Genomic DNA, 26,305 nt, shown 5'->3' on the forward strand with positions numbered 1-26,305 from the left:
AAAAAGGATCAAACATGACCGCTACCTATTCCGAACTGATGGCCCAAGCTCAAGCGCTGATGGCCCAAGCCGAAGCCGCCCGCAAGGCTGAATTGTCGACCGTGATCGCCGACATCAAAACCAAGATGCGCGAGATGGGCATCACGGTTGACGATCTGGGTGATGGCAAATCCAAATCTTCGGGCAAAGCCAAGACGAAAGCCGAGCCGAAGTTCCGCGGCCCCAATGGTGAAACCTGGAGTGGTGGTCCTGGCCGCAAACCTCAGTGGGTGGTGGACGCTGTTGCCGCTGGCAAGAACATCGAAGAATTCCGGATCTGAGGACGGGTGGATGCGACTGCTGATTGCGCTGCTGTTGCCCTGGCTGACGTTCTTCACGATCGGCCGTCCGTTTGCCGGCATCTTTTGCCTTCTGTTGCAAATCACAATCATCGGCTGGCTGCCGGCCACGATCTGGGCGGTTTACGCCCTGGGTCAGTACAAGACCGATAAGAAAATTGCGAAAGCCCTGTCCGCCAAGGCCTAAAAAAACAAAGCGCACCTCGGTGCGCTTGATTCAGAGAAAGCAGCTCGCAGGCTGCTTTTTTTACGCCTGAGCGGGGGACTCGCCTTTGTCATCGTCCTGGATGGCGAGCACTGCTCTGTCGGTCCAGTCCAAGCGGGATGCGAGGCCTTCGATCACCTGATCGTAGGCCGGGCCAGCCGCGTAGCCATCAATTCTGCTCAACGCCATCCCTGTCCCCCGGACATAGGTCGGTGATCCACCTTCTGACTCGATCGTCCAGCGCCAAGCGACCCACACCTGCCCGATGGGCGTCGGAGCATTCCAGTGTGTGATCCCGCTTCTTGCGGTTTTGGAGCCTGCGCTGGGCTCAGTGTCGGTCAGGACATGCCGCCACGGCAGGCTGATGAATTCAGCGGCCGCGAGGTCATGAAGATCGAAGCTGGAAGTGGTCATTGGATGAAGTGTCGCCAGTGCAATTGTGTCTCTCTGTCGTTTTTAGCTCAACTTTTTTAGGAGAGTGTTACAAGTATCACGGTTGTGCGAACTGCGGCGCTTCTAAAAAGCAGGGGATTCTCTGACCTTTCGCCGGTCCCTTCGTCCACAAAACTGTGAAACAGCACCTAGGGTGAATTTTTTCGGCCTCTGTATCTGAATTTGGCGTGCGATTCTGCAAGCTCCATCATTCACATCTGAGGTCCTCATGAAAAAACTCGCCCTGGTTGCACTGAACGTGTCGTGCGCTGCCTTACTTTCTGCCTGTGGAGGTGGAGGCGATGACTCCAGCGCACCGAGCGGCCCCCCAGTCCTTGGACAAAACGGTGCGATCGCGGTCGGGGCGTTTCCGGTGAGCGAAGACAGCTCATGCGGGAACGCGAACTTCGCCGTTGAAATGCTCAAAGCGATCAATGCGGCACGCGCTGCTGCACGCAGTTGTGGCTCCGCCGGCTATGCGCCGGCAAAGGCTTTGGGCTGGAACGAGTTGTTGAGCGCGTCGTCGGCCAGCCAGGCGGGGTACATGGCCAGCATCGAAACCATCACCGGTGTGGATGCTGCGGGAGCTGACGTGACAGCCCGGGTGAGCGCCACCGGCTATGACTACCATGCCGTCGGGGAAAACCTCGCCAAGGGCTATCCCACCGTGCCCAAGCTGATGACCGCCTTGCTGCAAAGCCCTGAGCACTGCCAAAAAATCATGAGCGCGAACATCTCTGAAGTGGGCGCTGCGTGTGTGAAGGCCGCCAACGGGGTGCCCTTCTGGGTGCAGACCTTTGGCCTGCATCGCTCTGCATCCTGAAGCTGCAGATCGAAAACTGGTCACCTTCAAGGTGGCCAGTTTTTTGATGCCTTGAAGATGGATCTCAACTTGCAGGCGTCCGAAACGATCTCTCTCGCGGCTCAGTATCTGGATCAACCCCCTGCAGGTGATTGCTCGGGGCATTCGGAAGAATACTGGTCCAAGACGGATTTGACTTGTGTCCCATCCGTGTGAAGCTGATAGCACCTCAACAACTTTTTATTGGAGAAAGCATGCTCGTGATGAACAAATTGAAATTGGCCGTGGTCCTCGCAATGGTGGCTGGCCTGTCGGCTTGCGGTGGAGGTAGTGATGAGGGAGGTGGTGGTGATCCGGCGGATGTTCCTCTTTCCGCAGCCCCGGCGCTGGTTCAACAGTACGCAGGGCTTTTCAATTCTGCCCGGGCTCAGGCTCGAACCTGCGGCAGCGTGTCTACTCCAGCTGTACCTGCGCTGGAAAAGTGGAACCCGAAAATGCAACAGGCTGCACAAAAGCATGCTGACGATATGGCGCGAAATAACTTCTTTTCGCACACGGGAAGCGATGGTTCCGATGCGGATTCGCGAAATAAGTCCTTCGGATATCAAGGGCTCACCGTTGTCGAGAACGCTGCAGGCGGACGTGGCAGCCCACAGGCAATCATGAATGCCTGGATGCAAAGCCAAGGTCATTGCTTGGGAATTATGGCGGAGCTGGCTCGCTCTGTCGCTCTTGCTCAGAGCGGAAAATACACCGTCATGGTGTTCGGTGATTGAAACGAATCACCAACAAAAAAGCCCGCAACGCGGGCTTTTTTTCTATTTGACAAATTTCATCCACCACCATCAGACATCCAACACGTGTAGCTTTTGATTTGTAGTGTTCCATTATTGCACTGAACTGTTGCATCTGCACCAGCTCCGCCACCACAATAATCGGCAGCTGAACCGTACACAAAACGAGTGGCACCATTCGATAGAGCCGGGACATTGTAACTACAATAATTTCTTCCCGTGTAGCACTCGTATGTTTTCGCCGTAGCGGATATTGTTGTTGCTGCACAATTTTGAATAACCGGTATTGACCCACCACCACCACTCCCACCTCCACTGGCGGCGGCAGAGGTCCAACTGGCTGTTGTTGATGTGCTCCCACTTGGACCAGTCGCAGTGAAGGTACAGTTTGCAGTGCCTGCCGAGCTGGGTACTGTGTGATCGGTGCGAATGTTGTTGCCGGTGCTTCGATTGGTGTTCGAGTTCGTCCACCGACCACTGCAGCTCCACCGGAGGCTGGTGGCATTTGCGGTCGAAGTAGTCAACCGCACAGAGCCGCCGGCCGTAGGTGTTGTTGGACTAAAGCTGGCAGAGACTGTCGGTGCAGGGATTGGTGCGGTGACGGTAAAGCTCACACTTGCAGTGGTAGTTCCTGCCGGGTTCGTCGCATTCACGGTGCAATTGGTCACGCCATCGGTTGTCACTGACGTCGCACCAAAATTGCGATCTTGGCCTGCATATGAATTCAGGTCGGTCTGGTTGAATGGATACAGACCGGCATTCGCGCCTGAGCAAGCCATGGTGAGCGAATCAGGCGCGCTCAACGGCGTGGCGTTGGCAGTGTTCACACGCAGGGTTACGCCTCCGCCACGGGTGACCGATGTCGTCGCTGCATTGTTGACGGTCACTTGCAGCGTAGGTGCAATGGGACAGCGTCCTGGTGTTGCATGGCTTGGGCCCGTGGGCTGGAGGCTGGTGGTGTCACAAACCAGGTCCTGGGGGTTGCGCACACCGGTTGTTCCGCCATTTCTTGAACCAGGAACGATGTGGTCGCCCCTGCAAAACTCCCACAACCCGCATGAATGCTGGGTTTCTGGGGTGATTCCTGATAGTCAGAACTCCCGGATTGAATTCCAATAGCACCCAGTTCCTGGGAGTTTTTGATGTTCGCCTGCCCCGCCACCGACGATTTCTTTCGCGCCCGTCTCGACCACATGATCGACCTGCGCCAGCCGCTGGTGGTGCTGGCCTCACACATGCCCTGGCAGGCCCTTGAAGCGCGTGTTTCCCAGACCTTCTCGCGCCGCGCCCGCACCGGTGAACCCCTGCCCGATCTGGACCTCTTTGGCGAACAAGTCCAGCGCAGCACCCGCTCCGGCAACGCCGGGCGCCCCCGTGTCCCGCTGCGGGTGATGATCGCGCTGCTCTACCTCAAACACGCCTTCAACCTGAGCGACGAGGCCTTGGTCGAGCGCTGGTCTGATTCACCCAACTTCCAGTACTTCTCGGGCCAGGCCTACTTCGAGCCGCGCCTGCCCTGTGACGCCACTACGCTGGTCAAATTCCGCCGCCTGCTGGGTGAAGAAGGCTGCGAAGAGCTGCTGGCCCAGACCATCAACCAGGCCGTCGCCATGAAACTCATCCCCGCCGCTGCACTGGCCACCGTGGTGGTCGACAGCACCGTGCAAGAGAAGGCCATCGCCCACCCCAACGACGCGCGCTTGCTCGAAGTGGCCCGCCGCAAGCTGGTGCAAGCGGCCAAGGACGCCGGCGTTGATCTCAAACAGAGTTTTGCCAAGGAGGGCAAGACCTTGCGTTTCAAGGCCGGGCGCTACGCCCACGCGCGCCAGTTCAAGCGGCTGCGCAGAACCGTCAAGCGCCAGCGCACCATCGTCGCGGGCCTGTGCCGGGAGATCGTGCGCAAGGCCCTGGCCGCAGGGCAGACACTGGGCGAACACACCACAGAGGCATTGGACAAGGCCGCGCGGATCGTGGCGCAGGCCGCGCGGCGCAAGAACGACCCGGACACACCGAAACTCTATGCTTGGCACGCCCCCGAGGTGGTGTGCATGGCCAAGGGCAAGAGCCACACGCCGTACGAGTTCGGCGCCAAGGTGGGCATTGCCATGACGCTGCAACACAACCTGATCGTGGGGGCCAGGGCGTTCGAGGGCAACCCGTACGACGGGCACACCTTGAGAGAGCAGCTGGAACAGGCGGGCATCCTGATGCAGGACACGGGGATGAAGCCGAGCACGGCGTACGTGGACCTGGGCTACCGGGGTGTGGATGCGGACAACCCGGGCATTGACATCAAGCACCGGGGCAAGGCGAAGTCACTCACCCCGCAAGAATGGAAGCTGCTCAAGCGGCGCCAGGCGATCGAACCGATCATCGGCCACTTGAAGGATGACCACGGGATGGACCGCTGTCACTTGAAAGGGGCACAGGGCGACAGGTTGCATGCGGTGCTGTGTGCGGCGGGCTACAACATCCGCTGGCTGCTGCGCATGATCGCCAGGAAGGGTGTGGCCTTCTTGCGGCGCGTTTATTTGCGCCTATGTGCGGCGGTGGGCGTGCCGGCCAAATGGAGGTTTGTCCTGCGTGCGATCTTCTTCACGCCCTCTGCGAGGGCGCTCTCACCCTTGGCGCTCGCCTGAAAACGAATTAATCAGGGGCGACGATGTGGCACCGCTCAGAATTGCCGATGGGCATCGTCAGACAATACGGCGCCACTCCACACCAAAACATCGCGCTTTCCGGCGAATCCGAGCTGGTGATTGGAGTGAGCCCGCCCGGCGCATTGCAACCATCAATCATCGGCAGGTTGCGCATTCCGTGTATAGCCGGGTCATTCAACGGCTGCGCACCAACAATGCTCGTAAAAGCACCAGCAGCTGCGACGAGCAAGGCTGCGAGGAATCGGTTATTTTTCATGGATAGCTTTCGGTTGTGTCTACGGATCAGGTAGGTACACAGGATGTCAACACCAGCGCCCGAGCATTGGTACCAGCCTGCGAGCCATTTGAACCGGTGATGGAAACCATATTTGTGCCAGCATCGATATTCGAAATAAAGCTGCCGGTATTGTTTCCTGGGTTGTTCGCGCCAATGATCACGGAAGCCGAAGTAGAAGAAATGGTTGCAACTGGAGTCAGGCCAACCCCACAAACAGGCATAGTGACAGTGCTCCCATGAACGTAATAGGCTGTGCTGCTATAGCCATAGGTTCGGTGATCTCGCCAACGATTGTTGACACACAATAGGGACTGTCCATCAGCCTGGACTGCAAAAGCACCTTGGACAGCGCAAGCCGTATCTCCAACTTCAATTGGCCCAGAATAGATGGTCCATAGCCCACCATTGCAAAACACGATGCCATTAGGGCCAGTTGCAAATGCACCGTTGGGCGTACAAGCATTCCCTGGTGCTTGAACAGGGGTGTCAAATTGTGGCCCAGTTACGGACGGGCCAAGAAAATTGGGGTTGCGCCGATCACCGACTTGCAACCATGGTTCGGCAGAACCACCAAGGCCAGAAACCATCACAACAATGCCGTTGCGCGTTGCGGGGTCGGGATTGGCTACGGTCCATGTTCCCTGCGAACCAGTGATGACCCCAGGGTTGGGAGGTCCAGAAAAGCCGATGCTGGCATTCGTTACCCGGACTGAAAGGGAATTCAGATAGACGGTATCGAGTCGACCCTCTGCATCAAGAATTGGGTTGGTCAGAGAAGTCTGTGCCCAGATTGAACACGGGGCGGGCGCAACGCATCCCACCGGGCTTCGATTGAGAAGGACACTGTAGTCAGCGTTATCGAGAACAACGGGGGTGGTCATAAAACCACCTGCCCGAAGTTCTGTCATCGTTGGGGCATAGGGGTCAGCATAGCCAGGGACTGTCACCGGCATTGGCCCGATGAGCACTTGAAGGTTGACCTTTCGGTAAAGCTCAACACCCTTGGCCAACTCATCAAGTATTTCCCCTCGTGTTTGACCAGCGTAGGCCCTGGCTTCTTTGACCCGAACAGCACCGAGGGAACCCACGATGATGGCCAGAACCGCAAGAGTGAAGGCCATCAGGGGCAGAGACACACCCTTTTGTTTCTTGAACATCAACGTGGCTCCAGTGTTTAACGCGAGAGACGGAACGTCATGGTGTTGTTCTGGAGGCCAGCAGCGCAAGCAGTGTTCAAGGTAGCCACAACAGTGCGAGCACCAACTGCCTTGGTCTCGGTTCCACCGCCAGCGCCGGTACCGACCGTGATGCGCGAAGCCACGTCATCCATGGAGCTGCCAATCAGAGTGCAGGCATCCTGTGGAATACCGTTCAACGAGAAGTCGAGTGAATCCCCAAGCACGCTCGTGGTGCCGATGGCGACTGCGCTGACAATGCCGCCAAATTCGTGGGTAACGACCGGAGCAGCGGCCGTGCCTGTCACTTGGGACCGCGGGAAAACGCCCTGACCGACCAGGACTGGGAGGGTCGAGTTGGCAGCAACGAAAACGCCAACACGGCCACCGTAGGCAACGACCTGACCCTTCAGATCTTGGATGGCATTTGCCAGGTTGTCGGCCTTGGCCTGCGTGATGTAGCGAGGACCAAAGATCAGCGCGGCGAGACCGAGCAGGAGCGAGATCGCGATGACGATGGCGACGAGCGGCAAGCTCACACCGCGTTGTTTGTGGGCGCGTGCAAAGCGGGTGAGATTGGATTTGTTGGTCATGAAAGACTCCAGTTGTGAAAAGAAAACGAAAGGAAAATGAAAGCGAACGTGGTTAGATACCGAAGCTACGTGTCAATGCATCAACAGCCTCCTGCATTCCGAAAACGATGACGGCTGTCGTGTAAATGAAGGCCGCACCGACTGCAACAAGAAAAATGCCGTTTGCTGCAGCAGCCTGAGCTTGCACAGCTTTGAAAATCGTGTGAGAGGCTTTGGTCCCAACGTGGCGCAAGGTATCGCCAAATGATTTGTTGGTTGCGGCGTCCTCAACCCGATCCATGATCTGTCGGTTGAAGAATCCGGTGCGCAAAGCCTTGATGCCTTCATTACCTCCTGCGTCGTAGCGGCGAATGATCTGACTGGTTCTCCATGCTAAGTAAGGATTGCTGTTGTCACGCATCAAAAGGAGGGCTTCTCGGACGGTCTTTCCCGATTCGACCAAGGCAGCGAGGACCGAGAGGAAGATTGCGGCGTTTTGGCTCTTGTAGATCGACCAGGGTGTGATCGAATCAAACACGTGCCGCGTTGAACCGGTCCACCGACCGACCGTGTACATGTAGAGCCAAACCGGTATGACGAGCGTGCCCAGCCAGATCCAACGCTCACCCAGCCACAGTTGGAAATGAATGGCTGGATGCGACCATGTAGGCCAAAACTCCAGGGGCACACCCTTCAGGATGTCAGGCCACATGAAAACACCAAGAATGATGGACAAGGCGAGAATTGAGAGAAATCCCATCAACGGCTGAGAGATAGCTCCCATCACCACACCACGCATCTTGTCGCTGTCGTTCATGTTCCTGACAGCGAGCTTCAACGCCTCACCTAGGTTGCCTTTGACCTCGCCCGACTGGATGATCAATGCTTCGGTGCGCGGAACGAATGGGCGAATGGCGTCAGCAAACGACTGCCCGTTCAGGAGACACCGATGAATGTGCTTCATGGCCATCGCTCTCAGATCATTGCGATCTTGGTCACGCTTGCTCCACATGCCAAAGATCTGGTCCAGGCGCTCCATGGATGCGGCGGTCGTATTGTCCAGCTTGTCAATGATTGACTGATAGAGATCTTCGCGGGTCAATCGAAGATTGAACCCCGAGATAAATAGCATGGGATTGAGGAATGGACTCATAGCTTGATCGATCGGACTTCGTAGGATTCAATGGGCTCAAACTGTTCCTCAAGGTCTTTCAAACTGACCTTTCCTTGTGAAACAATCCACAATCCATGCTCAAATGCGGTCTTTCCGAGCATGTCTTCTTCGGCGAATGTCGCCCTTCTCTGACCGCGCCACAGCAGATCGAGCGTTGGCCAATCACGTCCGACGATTGCGCGTCTCATTTCTGAGGTCGGCAGCATGATTTCAACTGCGACGGTCACACCGACAGTCCCGTCTGATTTCAAGCCGGGAATTTTCGGTTGGCAATGTGGACAGCCGCCTTCTCTTGCCACAAACATTGTTCCAGGGTCCAACCCGAACTTGGATTTAAGAAGGTCAACTTTGGCTTTTGGCAAACCGTGTTCGGCATCCGTTGCAGGAATCTTGCAATGACTGCACAAAACAGGAAGGAGCTTCTGGTACAGACTTGCGCTCAAAAACTTGTTGCCAGCAACGGTATCGGGGGGCATGCGAATCTCGCCACCACAAAGTCGCGCAACCCCATCAACTGCTCCGTCACCGTGCGCAGTCGTATAGGTCCGGTGGCCTGTCTGGGTCAATTCGGAAATCAGGTGCCCGGTTTCGTAGTCACGCACCTCACCGACCATGAGAACGTCGGGGTCCATGCGCATGAGATCCCGCAGCAGGGCCGTGAATCGTTGGGAAAGAACAGCCGAACTCTGGGTCACATCAACGGGCAAGGAGAACTGCACCACCCCAGGCATCACGTATTCGGCTGGCGACTCGGCGGTACAAATTTTCAAACGCGATGGATCAGTGACCTTCGTCATGAAGGTTCGCAACGTTGTCGATTTCCCAGAGCCAGTGGAACCGAAAATGATGATCAGGCCGTAGTTGCGTTGAACCGGGCCTGTAATCAACTCTTCGTGGCTTCTGTTGTATCCCAGCTGCTGGAGCGTCGGAATCTTGTCGATGCGCGGCGTACTCTCCAATAGACGCATCACCCCTGCATATCCGCCGATGTGTGGCCGTCCGTTGAACCGTCCTTCGTAGGCCGTACCAGCGACCTCTTGTGAGGTCATATAGGCGACCGGGTTGCGATCACTGAACTGTTCTTTAGTGGCGGTATCGGATTTCGAACGCTGGCCGAATGATGCCGCAATAGCACCGAGGATGAGCGGAGCCTTGTTCGTGCGCCACAGGCGGTAGGTCCCATAGATTCGGAGATGAATTTCCATCTGATTCTTCACTGTATCGCTTGTGAAGTGAATATCAGAGGCCCGCGCAGCGACTGCCAAGCGAACGATATCATCGTAGGTTGAAACGTAGAGCTTCTCCAACTTCAGGCCAGACACCATCGGGAAGCTTGCTGAGTATTGGGCAAGAAAATCAGGTTTGCATGTGATTTCGTCAACGATATTGCAATACCAATTCTCTGATACGGTTGCCCGAACTGTTGTTGCGTGAGCTTCCTTAAGCACCTCACGTGTTCCGAGAATCGCAGTGTCACCACATCCCAGGTTGAGCACCATGAGCTGGCGTTGCAACGATGGCGTCACGACATCGACCAGATACCCATAGATTGGTCGACCCACCCGATGGAGAAGCTGGGCGAGATTTGATACCTCAGATGCCACCCCGAAACTTGGGTGAATAGCAATCTCTCTGTTTCCGTCAGTATTCGTGAAGGTTTCAGAAATAGCCTCGACATCTTCAATATTGTCGCTATCCGCCTCATCGAATTCGAATGCATTCCTATCATTCTCATCGCCGGTGTGCAGGCTAGCCCCACTACCCTGGCCCAAACTGGAATCAACATATCCGCCAGGGCCAGTGTCATCAAACCCAGCTGTTGTCGCAAACCTTTGGCGTGGCTTTCTTGAATTGCCAGATGGGAATCCATCGATTGACCCCTGACTATCAACGAATCCACTTTCAAACGTACTGTTTGAGGTGGTCCCTTTTGGGGTCAGCAATGATTGAATTTTCCGAAGCATAGAGATCAATATTCAGCCAATAGAGGGGAGGATTGGCCGCTTTGGGTTGCTCAGGGAGCGGAGGCCACTGTCTTGCAGCTCTCGGTGGTGACTGCTTTGGTGCCCTTGCCCTTCGTTGTGGACGTGCAGCGCTCGAAGCTCACCTTGCGTTCGTTGATGCCAACCACTTTCCACTCTCCAGCTCGATCCCCAACACGCAACGTTTGGCCATCCCCTGTCGTTGCGACCAGAGCCATGGCTCCAGAACCGACGCCATAGATGGAAGAAACCATGGGCGGCTTGGGTTCAGGGGGCGGTAGAGCTGGCAAGCGTGGCGCAGCAATGCCATTCCCCGACCCTGCTGCCGGAAGCATCGATACGGGGGCATCGGTCCCGGCTTTTTTGGCTTCGCGGAGTTCCTTTTTCAGGTTCTCAACCATCAGCTCGCGCGACAACCTTGTGATTTCGCCGATGGTTGCCGGAGTGGCCTTTTCTTCAACCTTCGTCGTCTGGGCGTTTGCAAACTGAGTTGCGAGGGCTGCCACCATGCAAGCTGCAATGGCGAGGGATTTACGGCTGGACATGGATCAGGCCTTTCGTTGTGAAGGTGATGTTTTTTGGTTGAATATCGATCAGGATGTCACCATCAAGGATGGCATCACCAATCAGTTCTAATTTCAGCGGACTATTCTGGTCTTCGTCAGCGAACCAGAGCGGCATATCTTTCATCTCAAAATTGCTGCCGACAAGCTTGTCCGTTGCAAATTGCAACTGCTGCTCTTCAGGGCCGCCGGCCAGTGCAATCGGCAACCCACGCAAAGCCGGCTCCGAAAATGCCGTCTTCCAACCAGAAGGCGCAAGAAATTGCCATTGCGTCAAATTCTTGTTTCGCCATTCATCCAGCTTTGGGAAGGTCTCACGCTTCAGGACAATCGTTGGCAATTCGATTTCTTTTGTATGCAAAACCTCATCTTGGGATATCGCCCTGATACCTTTCCATTCTTCTGGAGCGGTTTCGAGGAAGTCGTCCAGAACCCCAGCTGAAGCGCTGATGCGGCGCCAAGTAAATTCACAGCTCTTGGGCTCGCAACGCAGCCTCGTCAAAACCCATCCTTGATGAACGATCGGGAAATTCTTAAGTTGATCGCGCACATAATTCATTGCACCATTGAGCGACACCTTAGGCTGCTCAAGGTATTGAACAATACTTTGCGAGTACAACGCCTGCGGCGTGTTGGAAGCGGCAAGAACAGCTTCAGCCCTCTTTTGCTGTTCCTGCTGGTATTGGTCGTACAGGTGAATGCCACCGGCGATCAGTCCAATACCCACGACACTTGCCAGTGCCACAGCTATCAGTACTCCCGTGCGAAATACGGCGATCTTTGCTGAGGCGGGTTTCCCACCTTTGATCAGATCATCGAGCGTGAGAGTTTTTTCGACAAAACCAACTCCATTGCCATCCCCTGCAATGAAGACACTCGATTTGCCGGAGATGAAGTTGCTTCGATACTCTGGAACGCGATCATCATCGACAATTTCGTCGATCTCAGGAACGCCTTCTTTCAACCCGATGACGATCACTTGGTTGTGGAAATCGGGGTTGCCCGAAGGCAATTCGATCAATACCAGAGCAGTCTTGCCCTTCAGCTCAGGGTGCCTGGCGGCAAGCGCACCGAGACTGAGCATTGAGTTGCCCTCGGGTGCGCAACGCCCGTAGAACATTTCACCGTCGATCTTGACGACAACGCCGTACCCCTGTCCGGCAGCGGTCCAGAGTTTGAATTGCTTACCCTTCCCAACAAACGGGTCAAGCAAGGACCAATTCAGACCGGAAGCAAGCCTGTACTTGCCATGTTGAATGTGTTCCACGGTCTACCCTTAGATGCCCATGATTCGCGGTGTGATCAGCAATACGCTGATGAGCTTGGTTTTGCTGGCCAGCGTCGACGCGCCCGTCAAACCTTGCTTGTCGGTGGAGCCCATGGTTTCCGACGAATTGCTGACAATGACCAGTGTTTCCCCGTCTCGCACGCGGAACTGTTGCGAGTACTTTTTTCTGGCAAGGACTGGCGTTGTGATTTGTTGGAACGATTCACCTTCGCCAGCCGAGATGGACTTGAGTTCCACCAGGCTGCTGCGAGTCGAGAACAACTGCATCAGCACCTCGCTGTTGTCCCGGATGGTCGGGACAATGGTCATGTTGTCCCCGTAGGTGACCAGGCCCGGCTCCAAACCAGGGACTGCGGAGCCGCCGGTAGCGCTCCCGGTGCCGGGTGTGGTTTTGGCAAGGTAGGCTCGGTCCGTCACCTCCTGCAAACGACCCGGAACACGATTCGTCGTCACGATCGAACGGGTCGAGTTGCTGACGACCTTTCCAAGCCCGTTGAGGGCCTGCGCAACAATTGATGAGCCTTGGAAGTAGCCTTCGCGTGCGAAGTTGACCTTCATGCTCCCGCTGGTTGCCGAATCCAGAAGAGAAGAAGGCGCGGTCGTGTTGATGCTGTAGTTCGGCTTCTGCGCGGTCGAAAGGCCATCCACCTTCAGTCCCGACTCAAGGAACCTGTTGTAGACGATGCTCACATCGATACCTGCGCTGCTGCCGGCGTTTTCTTCGACGAGGATCTCTCTGACATCGACACGGACTTGTCGCGTGAGGACGTCGTTCTCCGATTCAATGTACTTCCCGATCCTGTCAACGCTGCTCTTGATGTCAGACACAATCACCACGCCAGTCATCTGGCTCACATGCACTTTGCCCTCGGCTGTGAGCATGGTCTTGATTGCCTGCTCAATCGCCGGCCAAGGTGTGAGTTGAGCGTCCACAGTCGCCATCGCCGACGAGCCAAACTGCGCACCGGCGGATTCGCCCGACCCACCTGCACCACCGGAGCCCACTTCATCTCGGTAGGAGAACGACCCGGGGGCCATCGCGATCTGAAAACGACGTGTGACCAGACGGAAGAACTGGATCTCCCCGTTTTCATACGTCCAATGCGCTTCGGTGTTCGCTGCGATGAGGTTGAGGTAGTCGGCAAGGTCCCCCTTGAAGGAGAGCGGTAGTGGGCCCGTCGAAACACGTGCCATTGATTGGCTTGATACACCAGCGCCCATTGGAAAGGGCAAAGGCATCTCAGCTGTACCTGTGTATATCTTCGGGTCTGTGACTTTATCGAGGCCAGATTCACTGTAGATTCCCTGGGGCACAGCGACCTCGGGTGCAATTCGCACGGGCACCCCCGTCACTTTGGTGATATTTGCGGCCACGTTGTGGATGTGTCCACCACCACCCCCAAAACTGAGAGTGACGTTGCGCAAGTGGGCTGGAAGACGTGTTGCAGTGGAAGTGGGGGTCGGGCGAGCGCCGAGGAAATTCCCCTTCACCACCTTGAGTCCCGGCCGCGGCAAGGTGACAGTCGGCGTCGAAGCTTCGATTGCCTTGATTTCAGCCTTGCGGGCACTCGCTTCCTGGCTGACACCCACAGTGGTCACGGCGCAGCCGCTGATCGCGAATACCGAAGCGCCGACAGCGGTGAGACGGAAGAAATCGAATTTCGTTTTCATGTAGTTGCTCCGGGATTAGCGATCACAGGCCTGGCTGGTGTGCAGGATGCGAACGACGTTGTCATATCGACATCCAAAGAGGGGATATGGGCCATTGGCCGTGTCACTGAGAACCTGATCCAATGCGGCGAAGAAATCACCGGGATAGGACGCCTTGATCGCCGGCAAATCCTCTGGCGCCTCGTACATCAGTTCCTGTTTCGCCTCGCGCGCCCACCGAATCAAAGCGGTCGACAAATTGCCATCCGACGGCGAGACATCCCAGGTGTTGGACGAAACTGCCGGTGCAACTTGAGGTGCCTGTTGCGCCTTGACGGCAACAGGTATGGCGATGGCCGGTTGACTGGTGAGGACCGCATTCACCTTTTGGGCCGCTTCCAGGTAGAAGTACTTCTTCTCCCAGTCCATGGTTGCTTGCAAGCCTTCCCGGCCGAGCCACCGGTCAAAAGCTGTCTGCCATGCCTCACCAGTTTGGATATCGGCAACGCTCGCCCTCTTCAGATCAATTCCAGCCTTGACGAACCCCTTCCAGTCCGGCGGAACAATCATTCGGGCGGCACCAATCAGATCCGACTGAATCAAGGTGTTGCTGGATGCAGCAGGGGTGGCACCTTTGGAGGTGAGCGAAACGATATTGGACTGCGCATGACTTGCGCAGACCGCTCCGACCATCGCGAGAGCGACTATGTGTTTGAACATGGATTGGTTCCTGGAAGTTGAGGTCTGGTGAAGGATTTTTCGAATTGCCGTGAGACAGCGGCAACGTAGCGCGTCTTTTTGCTGGGGGTCTTCGAGTGATAGCGGCCAATGGCCTCTGCCATCTGGCCTGTGGCGGCAAGATGCTCTTGGATGATTTGGTCTGCCACCTGCACATTGATCCTTGGGTCAAACGCACTCTCCAAGGATTCGAATCTGGAACCGTTCCATTTCCAGTTCACCTGCATCAGTCCGATGTCGAAGGATTGGTGGCCGTGCTCGATCAGCCGCTTGGCTCCATCGATGGCGGCTTTCTTGTCCGCAAAAAAGTAGCCCTGCCCCTGCCAATTGATCACCCAGGGCCAGTAGCGATCCCCCCGCCCTGACTCTTGCAGCGCGACGCTGGCCAGATATTCAGGCGGGGTTTTGGTGCGCACAGCTTGGAAAAGTGTGGTCTGGCTGGAAGCCTGCCAAAACCCCCGCCCCTCAGCGATCGCTGTAGCGGTGTGGATGTCCAGGACATTCGGCTCCCAGACGGCCAAGCCGGACTGGACCAGCCGGGTAAGGTCCGCGGACTGATCTGCGGAGACCAGTTGGGACTTCATGGTGGGACCGTCGCAGACAAAAACGCGCGCCATTTGCGCGTGCTGCTGCGCCACTGAGACTGACGTCATCAGCGAAAAGGAGGCACTGAACAGCACTTTGGCGAGCATGTCCATGATTGGACACATGCCGCCGCTCAGCGAAGAGGCGAATGACAGCCTTGTGGGTGAGCTTTCCAAATGCCCCGAGGGGTGTACCGGCCCATCGAACGCTCATGCGCCCAGCAGAAGCAGTTGAGCGAGAAGGCAGCCGGGTGCGTTTCTGACCCCTTTGGTGGTCGAAATTTCTATATATCCACATGGAATATAGAGACACCCAGAAAGGGTCGAAAACAGGAATGGACCCAATGGGTCCATTTTTGGCGATGAAATCAGACTTGACGGCCGGGTTTTGTCTGAAAACATGGACTCAACAAGGAGCCCAACTCGATCATGAGTCTGTCCGATAAGAAAACCATGCTCGTGCGCGTACATGACCAGCTCGCCATCTCAGATCGTGAGCTTCGTGTACGGCCTCAGCAGCGCCAAATGATGGGACGAGCGCTGTCGTTGTTCGAAGCGCGGCGCGTGGGCATCGTCGAGGCCCCCACCGGGACGGGCAAGAGCCTGGGCTATCTCCTACCGGGCCTGATCACAGCGCTCAGCGAGCAGCGCAAGCTGATTGTGTCCACGGCCACCGCATCGTTGCAGGACCAGCTGGCCAACATCGACCTCCCATGGCTGTTGCAAGCCTTCGAAGCCTGCGGATACAGCCAGATCAGTTGCGCCATGGCCAAAGGGCGGGAGCGGCACGTCTGCCCTATCAAGCTGCAGGCTTTGACCGGCACAAACGACATGTTCGAGCAGGATGAAGACAGGCAGCTCGAAAGCATGGCCATCGCGTTCGACGCGGGGAAGTGGTCCGGCCTCCGGGATGATCTTGTCGATCCTGTCTCGAATACCCAATGGGCCCGTGTTTCAAATACCTCGGCCAGCTGCTCCGGCAAAAGTTGCCCCGAGGTGGAGGGTTGCCCGTACTACATGGCGCAAGAGCGCTTGAAGCAGGCAGACGTGATCATCACGAACCACGACTACTTGTTGACCACGCTGGCTCGTCGACCGCAGAGCATCCTGGGTGACCCCGAAGCGATCTACGTGTTCGATGAAGCCCACCACCTGAACGCCAAGCTCACATCGGCCTTTGCCCGCAAGATCGAATTCGCCAAGCTCCCACTGGAATTGATCAAGGGCATTCTGCCGTTCTGCAGTGCCCAGCGCGCAAAGCTTGAGTCCGGTCTGCAGATCCTGATCGGGCAGTGGAGCAGCACTGAACATGCCGTCGCGACTCTGCTGGGTGAGGAACACCAGTTCCGGTTTCCCATGGGGACCGCCGAACCAGTGCTGAAACAGCTTTGCCTGGACCTTGGTGGCGCACTGCTCATGCTGATCGACGCGCTGCAGGAAGGCAAGGACGCCATTCAAAGCTCGTTCAAAGGCTCCCGTAGAGGAGGCGCACAGGACATCCTTCTTCAAGTGGCTCAAACAAGGATAGGTCAGGCTCTGGGCGAGTTGAGGCAAGCACATGAGACGGTCACGGAGTTCGCTGGCGACGAGACCATGGCACGCTGGCTCAAGCGCTCTTCCGAGGGTGTGATGTTGTGCGCCTGCCCATTCGATGCTGCTGTGAAGGCACGGCAACACCTATGGCCCATCGTCAAGTGCGCCTTGCTGACATCAGCGACGATCACCTCACTCGGCGCCTTCGATCCGGTCCTTCGTGAACTTGGCCTGCCCAAGGACACGCCATGTCTCAAGCTGTCTTCACCGTTCGACATGAGCCGGGTCCGATTGGTCGTTCCCAAGTCCGCGGTCGAGGCGGGAGAGAAGCTACACCCCAGATTGGTCAAGGCTTTCGTCATGGACAAGGCCATGCGTGCCATGGAGCACGTGGGGGTCCTGGTCTACTTCACCAGCCGCAGATTGATGATGGACGTATTCGACGCAATCGCACCCGACGAGAGAACCAGCGTGCTGCTGCAAGGACAATGGCAACCATCCGCCCTGCTGGTAGAGCACCGCCGGCGAATTGATGCCGGGCTGCGCTCCATCATTTTCGGGCTGGACAGTATGGGCGAGGGTGTAGACCTGCCTGGCGCCTATTGCACCAGGGTCGTGATAACCCGCCTGCCCTTCCCATCACCCGATGACCCCGTGATCGCCACACACGGAGAGCACCTGACCGAGAAAGGCCTGGATGCATTCGGGCTTCTCACGCTGCCGAAGGCTGGCCTCAAACTCGCACAAGTGTGTGGGCGCCTCATGAGGCGCGAAGGGGACAGCGGTGACATCCTGGTACTCGACCGCAGATTGGTGAGCAAGCGCTACGGTAGACGAATGCTCAAGAGCACCCAATTCACCGAGGTCTTGAGTTGAACTCAGTCTCTTGCTAGGGAGGGCGCTCAACCCATGCCTGGCTGCGCAACCATTTCATTTTTTGGTACTCGCGCCAAACCCGCCTCAGGAATGAACGGTGATGACGGCTTTGCTCCGGCAGCGCTGACCACCAAGGACTTTCTGGCTCGTGTCATCGCGACAAAGAACAGGCGCCGCTCCTCCTGAAGAGAAGCGCTTTCATCGGGAAAAGTGCCATCCTCGCACCCGACCATCCAGACGCAATCCCACTCCAACCCTTTGGAGCCATGCGCAGTGAGCAAGGCCACCGATGCGCTCAGCTGCAGATCGTCCTTGCTCTGATCCCGCCTCGAACGCAAATCCTGGAGCCTTTGTCTCATCAGATCAACGGCCCCCTTTTTGGGGAGTGGCTTGGCAAATGCCTGAACCACGACCGGCAAGAAATGCTTCGCACGGGTATTGGGTGCACAGGAGACGAGGAAATCTTGGATGGCCGTAGCCACAAATGCGATGCCCCCAGTGTCCAGAATGACGATCCAGGCGGCAATGAGTCGGGCGAGTTCGCTGATGAGCTTCTTGGAAGACGCACTCAGACTGGCCTTGTCCAACATCGCCTTGGTCAGAGATGAAGGTCCGTTGGCACCGAGTTGCTTGCGCAGTGATTCGAGCTCTTCTTCTGAACATCCGGCCCAGCCAAGGAGATGATCGAGATCGAGTGCGCTGTCCTCTACGAGCACACCGACAGCGGCCATGACCACGCTCATCTCCTGTGTGTTGAGAATCGAGCCACCATCGGAGCGAACGTAGGGAACTTTCTTTTTCAGGCACATGACTTCGATTTCGTCGAGCCGGCGATTGGTTCTCGACAGCACACCCACAGTCGATTGATCTTCAAGTGCCTTTGCCACCCATTCAACGCAGGCTTCTGCCTCTTCAGCTCGTGATCCATGCGTATCCCACATTGCGCTGCCTCCACTTCCCTTTTGAGACACAAGTAGTTTTGGCATGCGCTCCGTATTGCAGGCAATGAGTCGTTCGGCCGGCTCCAAAACCTCACGGTGCGACCGGTAGTTCGTCCCCAGCACAACGCGTGTGGCCTGCAGCTCTTCCTTGAACTGGGACATGCCTGCGTATCCCAATGCTCTCCGAAAACCGTAGATGGACTGGTCATCATCGCCAACGGCCGTGACCACAGCACCCGCTCTTGCATGGTGCATCGCCCAGGCGTACTGCAGCGCATCGGTGTCCTGGAATTCATCGATCATCAGCTGATCGGTCGCCAGCGGCGTAATCAACCCTGCATCGAGCGCCCGGTTCGTCTCAATGAGAATGTCCTGAAAATCGATCACCCCATGTCTCTTGAGCAGCCCTTGGTAGGTCTTGACCAAACGGGCCTCATTTTCGGTTTCTGGCAATCTAAACTCGCTCTTGAGGGCTTCGATGATGGCCGTGGCCTTCTCGATATCAAGCTCAAGTCCGGACTCTTCAATACTCCGCGTGACATAGGAGCGTCGGGGACCCTCCCGGATGATCTCCCACTTGTTCCTGAGTTTGGACCTACCCTTTTGGAGGATGGCTCGGCCCATGCCCGATCGCGCCATCTGAGGAAAGGCCATGAGCATGTCGATGGAGTGAAAGGTGCCCACCAGCAGGTTGGGCAAGTGTTCCTTTCCTGCGATGGCGATGATGCGGTCCCGCAACTCAGTCGCCGCATCCCTCGTGAAGGTGACTGCCGTGACAGTGCGCCCGCGCGAGAGATTCAGTGCCGCCTTTACCGCCAGGGTCTTCGTTTTCCCGGAACCCGGAGCGGCGATCGCCAGGCAGTGCGTCTCGCACGTTGCCACTTGCCGCTGCTCCTCGTTCAGGGATGCAATCTGACTTTCAAGCAATTTTCAGCGCCCTCACCTGTTTCGCGACGAGCGCCACACTCATGCAGGGGTGGAAGACTGTTCTTCCGCCGCAGCGGCCTTGGAACGCTTGTTGGCCGCTTCGTTACGCCTTTTGTAGAAGGCACGAATCGTGCGAATGCACTGCGTGTTGATGTCCAGAAACATCGAACGCTCACGCACCCGCATCGTCTCCAGCTGGTTGATGGTGGCACTGTCGTTGAATTCGAGCGTCGCGAATTCGAGGATGGCTTGATCCCAGACACGCAGCGCCTTGATCAGTCGAACCGTATCGCGTGTTTTCACCTGGAAGCCGGTGTCCAGTGCGGCTGATGTGTAGACCGGGCTGAGCCAGTCGGGATTCTCCTTCTTGGCTTCACTGGTGAGGGCAAGACCCTGGCTCAGCGCTTGCGCCGCTTCTTCTTCATAGCGCTGGATCTTCTTGTTCACGGCCTCGCGTGTCGCATCAATGTCGGCCTCGGACATGAAGCGCGCACCGAAGCGGTTGACCAGATACAGCGTGCGATCGGTCAGACCCAGAAACCGCGTGGCTGAGGATGCGATGTGCGGGTTGTTCAGCTTGATGTCCATCGGAACCACGATGGCGCTCTCGTAGAAGCGTTCGAGCTCGTACTGACCGAGCTTTCGCTGGCGACGGGCCATCTCACGAGACAACTGCCCCCTTTGTTCGGCGGTCAGTTCTTTCCGGTCGATGTGTTTGGCCCCTTGGCCAACCTCACCAGCGCTCACCGCCGCATCGGCGAAGGTGCTCGCCTCTTCGATGGCAGCTTCTGCCGCCACCAGCTCAGTGTCGGCGCTGATCGCGGCCGCAGCATCATTGGAAGTTTTCACCATCAAATTATTCGAGTACCCAGCAGCAGCTGAGAGGCGATGCACCTGATGCCGAGGCACCGAATGCACTGGGACGTGCCTGATCTCGATCTCCGTATGAGCCCAGATACTGCCAACCGGGCAGCGCGGCCTTTAACCAGAGGGTCACGAGCGAACCACTGGTTTGCACCATTTTGTGACCCCGTCAGGCGCGAAAGAACCCAAATGAGTCGTTTACAAGGTGCGTTTTCAAAACGCCGGCTCCCCACCCGGTGAAAGCAGCCACTCAGGGTTTCCATTCAATGTTGAATATGTGCGCGAAAAAGGCATGCTGATCACATGGCCGACTACCTCGACGAACTCATGGACAGCGCTCTACGAGCAAAACGACAACCGCACATCACCGCTGCGCGCGTTCACCTCAAGCGGGCCGCTGATATCCTGGAGCAACACACCCACTGTGTTGTCCTGCGCCAATCAGTTCAGTTCGCTCTGCAACACGCATCCTCCACGCTGGCCAGCGGGAGCATTTCAGGACGGACGCTGGCGTGAGCAACCCTGCACTTCATCCATGCGTATTCCTCGTCGGACTGCATGGGTGCGGCAAGACGACGGTCGGAATGGAACTGAACCATAGCCACGGCTGGGCACACTTGAGCCTTGGTGACCTCGGGCGCATGGCCAGAATGCGCAAACCACACCCGTACTTGAGTTTGAGATTGATGGCCTCCCTTGCTGGCCAGATTCCGGGTGAACGACTTCGCCCTCAAGTCATTGACGCCTTGCTCAATCAAGTACAAGTTCTTCGGGAGCGTGCCCCTGTGATCGTGGATGGCTTCCCAAGCGAGCCGTACCATGTCACGAAGCTGCCCTCAGGAGCAAAGCTGGTGTGCCTAGAAGTGCCAGAGAACGTGCGTCTGGAGCGCTTGGAGTTTCGGACCCAAACCTCTGCGCGTCGCTGGAACCCCGACATGGGCCCCGGCCTTCGGGACCATCAGCTCCCCTTCCTGCTACAGGAGCATGCAAGCCGTGTGGTGAAAGTTTCCGCAGCCGGCCACATCGAGGATATCGCCCGGGACGTGCTCTCCATCGCCTTTCGATAGACGAAAAAAAACCTCCAGGCCCCTTGCGGGACTTGGAGGTTTTCCTTGAAATGGCGCTTCGCTCGGGCCCGACCTGCAGAACCCACAGGCTGCACAGGTCTTGCTCAAGATCAAAGGCCAGCTTACTTGTTGCCTTCTTCAAGCGCCGAGGCCATCAGTTCAGTCGCCACGCTGGCACCATCTTCACAGAGGCGAGCCAATTCCTTTCGGAACTCTCCCAACCGCTGCCCGTTGGACAGGTTGCCGAACTTGAACTGCATGTACTTGACCACCAGGTCTTGTTGCAGATTCATCGTGTGGATCTCGGTGACAAAGCACAGGTAGTCCTTGGTCATCTCGCCGAAGCGGTCCACCATCTTCTTCCAAGCGTCGAACACCTCAAGAGGCTTGTCCTGCCACGCGTCTCCCCAGCGGAGTTCAGCCCATCGGACAAACTGATCGGCATACCCACCGGCTTCTGCGTGATCCGAAATCAGGGACATCGGATCGACTTCTTCATCCCGGTGTTCAGTGCTCATCGCTGGATCGCTCGATCCTCCCTGACCGCGATCTGTGGCTCCAGAGCCTTTCGATGCGGCTTCAGCGCCATCCCGAGGCCCCTGTTGTTGTCCCACCGAATCCCCGGCATGCCGCTCCGTCCCGCGCGCCTTTGCATCGTTGGAAGCCTGCACGTCGATGGCGATGCCAGCGTCTTCTGCTGTGGACCACGCCAACGGCACGGCCGGCGTGACGCCGCTCGTACTGTGTGAAGTCTTGGCCACGTGCGGAAGAAGCATGGCCTCTTGCTGCTTGAGCCACATCACCTTCGGGAGTTCGATTTCCATATCCAGGGTAGGAACCCACTGCTCACCCATCTTCGGCATCCCTGTCTCATCAAAATACTGACGAACCGCCCGCTCTTTGGACAACCAGAAGACCGGTCTTCCATCGGGCGTGAAGTTCGGCAAGCGCCCGTTGCAGGTGTTCATTGCCTGCGACAAGCGCAGGTAGATCTGCGAAGCGGCCTCAGTGCTGCCGGTGTGCAGCTCAAAGACGCCAGCACCCGCAATCCCTGGCACAAAGAAGCGCAGCTTGCCGCCGAACTTGCACATGCCAAAGGCGTACTCTTCACATTCCTCAGGAACACAGGCTCCACGCACCACTGGTTGCCTGGGCACATGCTGCACGATCTTGCGCTTGGTCTGCTCGGTCCTGGTGACCGGTGGCAAATAGACGCAGTTCCGTGTTCCATCGGGCTCATAGCGCGAGCGGTAGCGAATGGTTTCTGCACCACCGCCCTGAACAGCAAGGCCGCCTCCGACGAGGGTGTCCAGGTCATGGTCCATGACGTCCGGGAAGACCACCGGGAACCGGTAGAGCTTCGGTGACACGTCAGATCCGCGGGATTCGCCGTAGAGTTCGAGCAAACGCCGTGTCGTCGCGGCACCCCCAGTGTTCATATCCCACGGATGGGCATGGAACTCCTGTGTGTTTCGCGGATAGAACGGGTTGGCCATCTCGCACTGCCTGTAGATCTCTTTCTCAGCTTCACGAAAGCTGATGAGCCCTTGCTGTGCCTTCTTGAAGAGTGCAGCAGCTTTTGGGTCGCCTGCGGCCTTCTTGCTGATGGCTTTGGTGCCAACCCGGATCTTTCCGCCGACACTGAACTGCACATCACGTTGAGCGATGCGCTCAGACAAAAACGATTTACCCATCTTCATTCTCCTTTCAAGCAGCTTCCCGCTTGTTCTGTTTGTCCGATGAGAGATTTCATCGGGCCTTCATTGCCACATTCGCGGCATCAGAAGACAACTGGCTGGGTAGAGAAGAGAACCCGCCATAGAGACGCACACAACTATTGCTGTGCACGCGTCCATGGCCTCTCGGTCAGCTTTTGAAATTGAGTTTTCGTGTGGCACTGCTACGCTGAAAACATGGATCAGAAGACCCTCGAATCAACGCTCAAAGCCCTGGACTGTGATAGCCATGCGCAGGTGCTTCTTTGCATCCCGAAAGGCCATGTTGATCGAGGCAGTGTGTACACCGACCTGCACGCAGCGCCACTGCATCGCGAGAGTCTTCTGCGAGTTCGTTTTGAGGGCTACGCTGGACTCGACAGTCAGGGCAATGCCACCGGCAGTCCCTATCCCGCAAGCATCGAGGTGAAACTTTCCTTTGAGGAAGGCTCGCCCATCACCACGCGATTTTTTGGCCTGTCCTTAGCCACCGCACAGGCGCTTGAAGGACGATGGACCACCATCGAAGCAATGGCAGTTCAGATGGGCACCAACCGGTATCTGCGCGGAGCCAGGCTGCAAAAGCCCACCGGGAGGATTGATCCCCTGTACAACGGCATTGGAGGGAAGGTATCGGGTGAGCGTGTACAGGAGGCCATCGAGGCAGCGCTGGGACGGCCTAGCCTGATTGAACAGGCTGCAGAGGAAGTCATGGCCAGCACAGTGATCAGCCGCCGACTTCAAGTTGTCGGCCGCTCAGCCAGCGCACTGCTGTATTCGCTCCACAGACCAGCGAGCCTTGTCCAGGCAGCCAATGCCCTGACCTTCGTCAAGCGTTGCACGATTGCCGAAGTTCGGGCCGCAGCGCGTCGAGCTTCCATGCCTGCGGCTGACGCGAGCGTAGCCACCAACATCGACAAGGCACTGATTGAGGCCGTCGGCCAGCAGCGAGAGGTCTTGAGTCCAGATCAACGCCAAGCACTCAACATCATCCGAAAGGCCATCAACGCCAGTGGCGCTGCCAGAATCCTGCTCAACGGAGACGTTGGATCAGGCAAGACGCTGGTGTTCCTGCTGTCACTTGCTGCAGTGGTTCGCAGTTCGGATACCAGCTCGCGTGTGGCCGTGATGGTTCCCAGCGACCTTGTTGCCCGCCAGATCCACGCGCAGGCCTCCAGCCGATTCCCAGACCTCAGGCCTGCACTGGTATGCGCTGATTCAAGCGATATCCCGGTCAACGCCAGGATTCTCATTGGCACGCAAGCGCTCTTGGCACGCAAGGATGTCGGCCAACTCACCGCGCTCGTCGTCGATGAACAGCACAAGTTCTCCGTGGATCAGCGCAGCGCCCTGGTGGGACCAAGAACGCACGTCATCGAGGCCAGCGCCACGCCCATTCCCAGGTCACTCGCATTGGCCCTGTTCTCTGGGTGGGTCCAGGCACGCATCGAGCGATGCCCCGTGGAGAAAGACATTTCCAGTCATGTGCTGATTGAGGGCAGCGACCGCGACACCGCGGTGCAGCTCGTACAAACGCACCTCCAGCGAGGCAAGCGAGTGATCTTCCTCTACCCCAAAGTTTCCGGCGAAAACGCTTCGGTCAAAGCCCGTGGGCAGGCACTGAGCGAAAGATTCCCCGGCAAGGTTGCCATCATTCACGGCAAGCTCTCCAACAAGCACAAGCAGTTGGCCATCAGCCAGTTTGCCGATGGTTCTTGTCCAATTGCAGTGGCATCCACTGCTGTTGAAGTGGGTATGGATGTTCCAGATGTTGGCCTGATGATCGTCAGTGGTGCAGACCGCTTTGGCGTCTCCCAGCTTCACCAGCTTCGAGGTCGACTTGTACGCAATGGTGGAAGCGGTGACTTCGTGATGATGCTGGATCGTCAACCAGCCCGCCCCACCCTACAACGTCTCCATGCCGTGAGGGATCACCTTGACGGCTTCGCTCTGGCAGAACGAGACCTGCAGCTCCGAGGCTTCGGTGATGTGCTTGGTGACATGCAGACGGGCAAGAGCACAGGCACTTTCAAGCTCACCAAACTCTCCGCAGAGGACTTTCTGGATAGTCCGGGTTGAACCAGATGCCACTCCTGAAGGAGAGGCACCTGGGTCAAATGAGCTATCAGCCCGTGAGGGCATCTTCTTTTGCAATCCTGATCAGCAGACATCGATTCAAAAGGCCGCTGATACCACGGTCGTTCCCACCTCTCATGGGGAACACGCGAGGATCATGCTGCACCTTCTTCTTGTGGTCCGCTCGTGCAGGTCTGTTGTCCGCGGCACAGAGCGGCCAAGCCGATTGCTTGTGCAACCAGTTCGGCACCGCCAGCGCGAAGGGCAGCTTCGGGTGCGAAATGGCTGGCAAAGCCGGCCAATCGCTCCAACAACTCCACCGGATCGATCACGCTGACCGCGGAAGCTTGCGCTTTCATGGCCGCAGTACCTTCCTTCTCCAGCGAGTTGGCAGCTGCGATGGCGATCAAGGCTCGACCTTGCTGCTTTGCGGCTTGCTCCAATTGCACGACTGCCCACTGCCGAAGCGCATTTGCAGCGCTGCGTCCGCCGGCAAGCGGCACGTCAAGTCGGATGTACCCGTGCTCAATGCATGCATAGGCACGCTCGGCACCGAGAACTGTTTTGATGCTCAGGTCAGCGATCATCACAGCTCTCCACCAACGGCCGCTACGACCTGCAAGCGCAGGGGATTCCAGCTATCGAGGTCCTTGACCACCGCTCGCGCCTGGGAGAGCGCTTGCATGAGCTTGGCATCGTAGTCCGCAGAAACCGAGTCGATCAACGAAGAACCGTTATCGCTGGAGAGCAACGCTACCAGGCTGCGAAGCGCAACCTCGGTGCGGCGCCCCATTCGAACGCTCTTCGAACGCTGGACGCTGGGGTCAACCGTGAACTCGCTGACTTCGCAGACAACGAACCGAGGCTGGCTGGACTTCTCAGAATCGTAGGAATCGAAGAGCAACGGCATCTTGGGTGTGTTGTCCCAAAGCGTGCCCATCTTGAACGCTGTCGCGGTCTTGGCAATCGCCTCCATGTGATCTTCAGCCATTACGCCGACGCTCATCCCATGGGTGTAGTTCAGGCTCGTAGCCACATTGAACAGTTTCATCACATTCCTTTTCCCGCACAC

General features: G+C 57.1%; 26 protein-coding genes. 9 read left to right on the forward strand and 17 right to left on the reverse strand.

Going from position 1 to position 26,305, the window contains the following annotated elements; genetic code table 11:
• Positions 1-59 precede the first annotated feature (59 nt).
• Positions 60-320 carry an H-NS histone family protein gene (locus F3K02_RS12645; protein ID WP_246309430.1) on the forward strand — a complete coding sequence of 87 codons (261 nt, stop codon included), beginning with the start codon at positions 60-62 and terminating at the stop codon, positions 318-320.
• Between the two features lie 10 nt (positions 321-330).
• On the forward strand, positions 331-525 hold the full coding sequence (locus tag F3K02_RS12650) for a YqaE/Pmp3 family membrane protein (protein WP_177135990.1): 195 nt from the start codon (positions 331-333) through the stop codon (positions 523-525).
• Positions 526-585: 60 nt separating this feature from the next.
• On the opposite strand, the gene F3K02_RS12655 is transcribed toward F3K02_RS12650, so the two are convergent.
• Positions 586-957: a hypothetical protein gene (locus tag F3K02_RS12655; RefSeq protein ID WP_177135991.1), complete on the reverse strand. Its 372-nt coding sequence runs from the start codon at positions 955-957 to the stop codon at positions 586-588.
• A 247-nt stretch (positions 958-1,204) separates the two neighbouring features.
• On the opposite strand from F3K02_RS12655, the gene F3K02_RS12660 reads away from it, so the two are divergent.
• Together F3K02_RS12660 and F3K02_RS12665 are read left to right on the forward strand one after the other, a co-directional pair.
• On the forward strand, positions 1,205-1,798 hold the full coding sequence (locus F3K02_RS12660; protein ID WP_177135992.1) for a CAP domain-containing protein: 594 nt from the start codon (positions 1,205-1,207) through the stop codon (positions 1,796-1,798).
• Positions 1,799-2,031: 233 nt separating this feature from the next.
• Positions 2,032-2,553, forward strand: a complete 522-nt coding sequence (locus F3K02_RS12665) for a CAP domain-containing protein (protein WP_177135993.1) — start codon at positions 2,032-2,034, stop codon at positions 2,551-2,553.
• On the opposite strand, the gene F3K02_RS12670 is transcribed toward F3K02_RS12665, so the two are convergent.
• Complete coding sequence (locus F3K02_RS12670; RefSeq protein WP_177135994.1) at positions 2,534-3,076, reverse strand: hypothetical protein; 543 nt, start codon at positions 3,074-3,076, stop codon at positions 2,534-2,536. The two genes, F3K02_RS12665 and F3K02_RS12670, sit on opposite strands and share 20 nt — an antisense overlap.
• Before the next feature lie 637 nt (positions 3,077-3,713).
• Between F3K02_RS12670 and F3K02_RS12675 the strand changes: the two genes are divergently transcribed.
• Positions 3,714-5,210: an IS5 family transposase gene (locus F3K02_RS12675; RefSeq protein ID WP_246309432.1), complete on the forward strand. Its 1,497-nt coding sequence runs from the start codon at positions 3,714-3,716 to the stop codon at positions 5,208-5,210.
• A gap of 7 nt (positions 5,211-5,217) precedes the next feature.
• Here the strand turns inward: F3K02_RS12675 and F3K02_RS12680 are convergent, their stop codons facing one another.
• From F3K02_RS12680 to F3K02_RS12725, 10 genes are read right to left on the reverse strand one after another with little or no spacing between them, the layout of a single operon-like run.
• Entirely contained in the window at positions 5,218-5,487 is a 270-nt protein-coding gene (locus F3K02_RS12680; RefSeq protein WP_177135995.1) for a hypothetical protein, read from the reverse strand.
• Positions 5,488-5,513: 26 nt separating this feature from the next.
• Positions 5,514-6,665 carry a hypothetical protein gene (locus tag F3K02_RS12685; RefSeq protein WP_177135996.1) on the reverse strand — a complete coding sequence of 384 codons (1,152 nt, stop codon included), beginning with the start codon at positions 6,663-6,665 and terminating at the stop codon, positions 5,514-5,516.
• A gap of 17 nt (positions 6,666-6,682) precedes the next feature.
• Positions 6,683-7,276, reverse strand: a complete 594-nt coding sequence (locus F3K02_RS12690) for a type II secretion system protein (RefSeq protein ID WP_177135997.1) — start codon at positions 7,274-7,276, stop codon at positions 6,683-6,685.
• A 52-nt stretch (positions 7,277-7,328) separates the two neighbouring features.
• Positions 7,329-8,408 (reverse strand): type II secretion system F family protein, encoded by a 1,080-nt coding sequence (locus tag F3K02_RS12695; protein ID WP_177135998.1) that lies wholly within the window; start codon positions 8,406-8,408, stop codon positions 7,329-7,331.
• Positions 8,405-10,393 carry a GspE/PulE family protein gene (locus F3K02_RS12700; protein ID WP_177135999.1) on the reverse strand — a complete coding sequence of 663 codons (1,989 nt, stop codon included), beginning with the start codon at positions 10,391-10,393 and terminating at the stop codon, positions 8,405-8,407. The genes F3K02_RS12695 and F3K02_RS12700 overlap by 4 nt, the downstream gene beginning before the upstream one ends.
• Before the next feature lie 50 nt (positions 10,394-10,443).
• Positions 10,444-10,956: a hypothetical protein gene (locus F3K02_RS12705; RefSeq protein WP_177136000.1), complete on the reverse strand. Its 513-nt coding sequence runs from the start codon at positions 10,954-10,956 to the stop codon at positions 10,444-10,446.
• The gene (locus F3K02_RS12710; protein ID WP_177136001.1) at positions 10,943-12,241 is read right to left on the reverse strand and encodes a type 4b pilus protein PilO2; all 1,299 of its coding nucleotides are present in this window, start codon (positions 12,239-12,241) and stop codon (positions 10,943-10,945) included. The genes F3K02_RS12705 and F3K02_RS12710 overlap by 14 nt, the downstream gene beginning before the upstream one ends.
• A gap of 9 nt (positions 12,242-12,250) precedes the next feature.
• A complete protein-coding gene (locus F3K02_RS12715) occupies positions 12,251-13,933 on the reverse strand; it encodes a hypothetical protein (RefSeq protein WP_177136002.1) in 1,683 nt (560 codons plus the stop codon).
• 15 nt (positions 13,934-13,948) lie between these two features.
• A complete protein-coding gene (locus tag F3K02_RS12720) occupies positions 13,949-14,632 on the reverse strand; it encodes a TcpQ domain-containing protein (RefSeq protein ID WP_177136003.1) in 684 nt (227 codons plus the stop codon).
• Positions 14,617-15,348, reverse strand: coding sequence for a lytic transglycosylase domain-containing protein (locus F3K02_RS12725; RefSeq protein ID WP_177136004.1), 732 nt, complete (start codon positions 15,346-15,348; stop codon positions 14,617-14,619). Before F3K02_RS12725 ends, F3K02_RS12720 begins: the two co-directional genes overlap by 16 nt.
• Before the next feature lie 315 nt (positions 15,349-15,663).
• On the opposite strand from F3K02_RS12725, the gene F3K02_RS12730 reads away from it, so the two are divergent.
• Positions 15,664-17,643 carry a helicase C-terminal domain-containing protein gene (locus F3K02_RS12730; RefSeq protein WP_177136005.1) on the forward strand — a complete coding sequence of 660 codons (1,980 nt, stop codon included), beginning with the start codon at positions 15,664-15,666 and terminating at the stop codon, positions 17,641-17,643.
• Between the two features lie 26 nt (positions 17,644-17,669).
• On the opposite strand, the gene F3K02_RS12735 is transcribed toward F3K02_RS12730, so the two are convergent.
• Positions 17,670-19,511 (reverse strand): ATP-dependent helicase, encoded by a 1,842-nt coding sequence (locus F3K02_RS12735; protein ID WP_218179455.1) that lies wholly within the window; start codon positions 19,509-19,511, stop codon positions 17,670-17,672.
• Positions 19,512-19,550: 39 nt separating this feature from the next.
• Entirely contained in the window at positions 19,551-20,363 is an 813-nt protein-coding gene (locus F3K02_RS12740; RefSeq protein WP_177136006.1) for a hypothetical protein, read from the reverse strand.
• A gap of 315 nt (positions 20,364-20,678) precedes the next feature.
• Between F3K02_RS12740 and F3K02_RS12745 the strand changes: the two genes are divergently transcribed.
• Together F3K02_RS12745 and F3K02_RS12750 are read left to right on the forward strand one after the other, a co-directional pair.
• A complete protein-coding gene (locus F3K02_RS12745) occupies positions 20,679-20,891 on the forward strand; it encodes a hypothetical protein (protein ID WP_177136007.1) in 213 nt (70 codons plus the stop codon).
• Positions 20,888-21,442, forward strand: a complete 555-nt coding sequence (locus tag F3K02_RS12750; protein WP_177136008.1) for an AAA family ATPase — start codon at positions 20,888-20,890, stop codon at positions 21,440-21,442. Before F3K02_RS12745 ends, F3K02_RS12750 begins: the two co-directional genes overlap by 4 nt.
• Before the next feature lie 122 nt (positions 21,443-21,564).
• Here the strand turns inward: F3K02_RS12750 and F3K02_RS12755 are convergent, their stop codons facing one another.
• Complete coding sequence (locus tag F3K02_RS12755; RefSeq protein ID WP_177136009.1) at positions 21,565-23,136, reverse strand: recombination directionality factor; 1,572 nt, start codon at positions 23,134-23,136, stop codon at positions 21,565-21,567.
• Positions 23,137-23,355: 219 nt separating this feature from the next.
• Between F3K02_RS12755 and F3K02_RS12760 the strand changes: the two genes are divergently transcribed.
• Positions 23,356-25,236 carry a helicase-related protein gene (locus F3K02_RS12760; protein WP_177136010.1) on the forward strand — a complete coding sequence of 627 codons (1,881 nt, stop codon included), beginning with the start codon at positions 23,356-23,358 and terminating at the stop codon, positions 25,234-25,236.
• A gap of 152 nt (positions 25,237-25,388) precedes the next feature.
• Here F3K02_RS12760 and F3K02_RS12765 read toward each other — a convergent pair whose 3' ends face one another.
• Together F3K02_RS12765 and F3K02_RS12770 are read right to left on the reverse strand one after the other, a co-directional pair.
• Entirely contained in the window at positions 25,389-25,820 is a 432-nt protein-coding gene (locus tag F3K02_RS12765; protein WP_177136011.1) for a hypothetical protein, read from the reverse strand.
• Complete coding sequence (locus tag F3K02_RS12770) at positions 25,820-26,284, reverse strand: hypothetical protein (protein WP_177136012.1); 465 nt, start codon at positions 26,282-26,284, stop codon at positions 25,820-25,822. The genes F3K02_RS12765 and F3K02_RS12770 overlap by 1 nt, the downstream gene beginning before the upstream one ends.
• Positions 26,285-26,305 lie beyond the last annotated feature (21 nt).

The sequence above is a fragment of the Hydrogenophaga aromaticivorans genome, assembly GCF_013387465.1.
Classification (GTDB): Bacteria; Pseudomonadota; Gammaproteobacteria; order Burkholderiales; family Burkholderiaceae_C; genus Hydrogenophaga; species Hydrogenophaga aromaticivorans.

Coding starts and splice junctions, on each gene's coding strand:
- F3K02_RS12645 (WP_246309430.1), top strand. CDS start 60: ATGGCCCAAGCCGAAGCCGCCCGCAAGGCTGAATTGTCGACCGTGATC.
- F3K02_RS12650 (WP_177135990.1), top strand. CDS start 331: ATGCGACTGCTGATTGCGCTGCTGTTGCCCTGGCTGACGTTCTTCACG.
- F3K02_RS12655 (WP_177135991.1), bottom strand. CDS start 957: ATGACCACTTCCAGCTTCGATCTTCATGACCTCGCGGCCGCTGAATTC.
- F3K02_RS12660 (WP_177135992.1), top strand. CDS start 1,205: ATGAAAAAACTCGCCCTGGTTGCACTGAACGTGTCGTGCGCTGCCTTA.
- F3K02_RS12665 (WP_177135993.1), top strand. CDS start 2,032: ATGCTCGTGATGAACAAATTGAAATTGGCCGTGGTCCTCGCAATGGTG.
- F3K02_RS12670 (WP_177135994.1), bottom strand. CDS start 3,076: ATGCCACCAGCCTCCGGTGGAGCTGCAGTGGTCGGTGGACGAACTCGA.
- F3K02_RS12675 (WP_246309432.1), top strand. CDS start 3,714: ATGTTCGCCTGCCCCGCCACCGACGATTTCTTTCGCGCCCGTCTCGAC.
- F3K02_RS12680 (WP_177135995.1), bottom strand. CDS start 5,487: ATGAAAAATAACCGATTCCTCGCAGCCTTGCTCGTCGCAGCTGCTGGT.
- F3K02_RS12685 (WP_177135996.1), bottom strand. CDS start 6,665: ATGTTCAAGAAACAAAAGGGTGTGTCTCTGCCCCTGATGGCCTTCACT.
- F3K02_RS12690 (WP_177135997.1), bottom strand. CDS start 7,276: ATGACCAACAAATCCAATCTCACCCGCTTTGCACGCGCCCACAAACAA.
- F3K02_RS12695 (WP_177135998.1), bottom strand. CDS start 8,408: ATGAGTCCATTCCTCAATCCCATGCTATTTATCTCGGGGTTCAATCTT.
- F3K02_RS12700 (WP_177135999.1), bottom strand. CDS start 10,393: ATGCTTCGGAAAATTCAATCATTGCTGACCCCAAAAGGGACCACCTCA.
- F3K02_RS12705 (WP_177136000.1), bottom strand. CDS start 10,956: ATGTCCAGCCGTAAATCCCTCGCCATTGCAGCTTGCATGGTGGCAGCC.
- F3K02_RS12715 (WP_177136002.1), bottom strand. CDS start 13,933: ATGAAAACGAAATTCGATTTCTTCCGTCTCACCGCTGTCGGCGCTTCG.
- F3K02_RS12720 (WP_177136003.1), bottom strand. CDS start 14,632: ATGTTCAAACACATAGTCGCTCTCGCGATGGTCGGAGCGGTCTGCGCA.
- F3K02_RS12725 (WP_177136004.1), bottom strand. CDS start 15,348: ATGGACATGCTCGCCAAAGTGCTGTTCAGTGCCTCCTTTTCGCTGATG.
- F3K02_RS12730 (WP_177136005.1), top strand. CDS start 15,664: ATGAGTCTGTCCGATAAGAAAACCATGCTCGTGCGCGTACATGACCAG.
- F3K02_RS12740 (WP_177136006.1), bottom strand. CDS start 20,363: ATGGTGAAAACTTCCAATGATGCTGCGGCCGCGATCAGCGCCGACACT.
- F3K02_RS12745 (WP_177136007.1), top strand. CDS start 20,679: ATGGCCGACTACCTCGACGAACTCATGGACAGCGCTCTACGAGCAAAA.
- F3K02_RS12755 (WP_177136009.1), bottom strand. CDS start 23,136: ATGGGTAAATCGTTTTTGTCTGAGCGCATCGCTCAACGTGATGTGCAG.
- F3K02_RS12760 (WP_177136010.1), top strand. CDS start 23,356: ATGGATCAGAAGACCCTCGAATCAACGCTCAAAGCCCTGGACTGTGAT.
- F3K02_RS12765 (WP_177136011.1), bottom strand. CDS start 25,820: ATGATCGCTGACCTGAGCATCAAAACAGTTCTCGGTGCCGAGCGTGCC.
- F3K02_RS12770 (WP_177136012.1), bottom strand. CDS start 26,284: ATGAAACTGTTCAATGTGGCTACGAGCCTGAACTACACCCATGGGATG.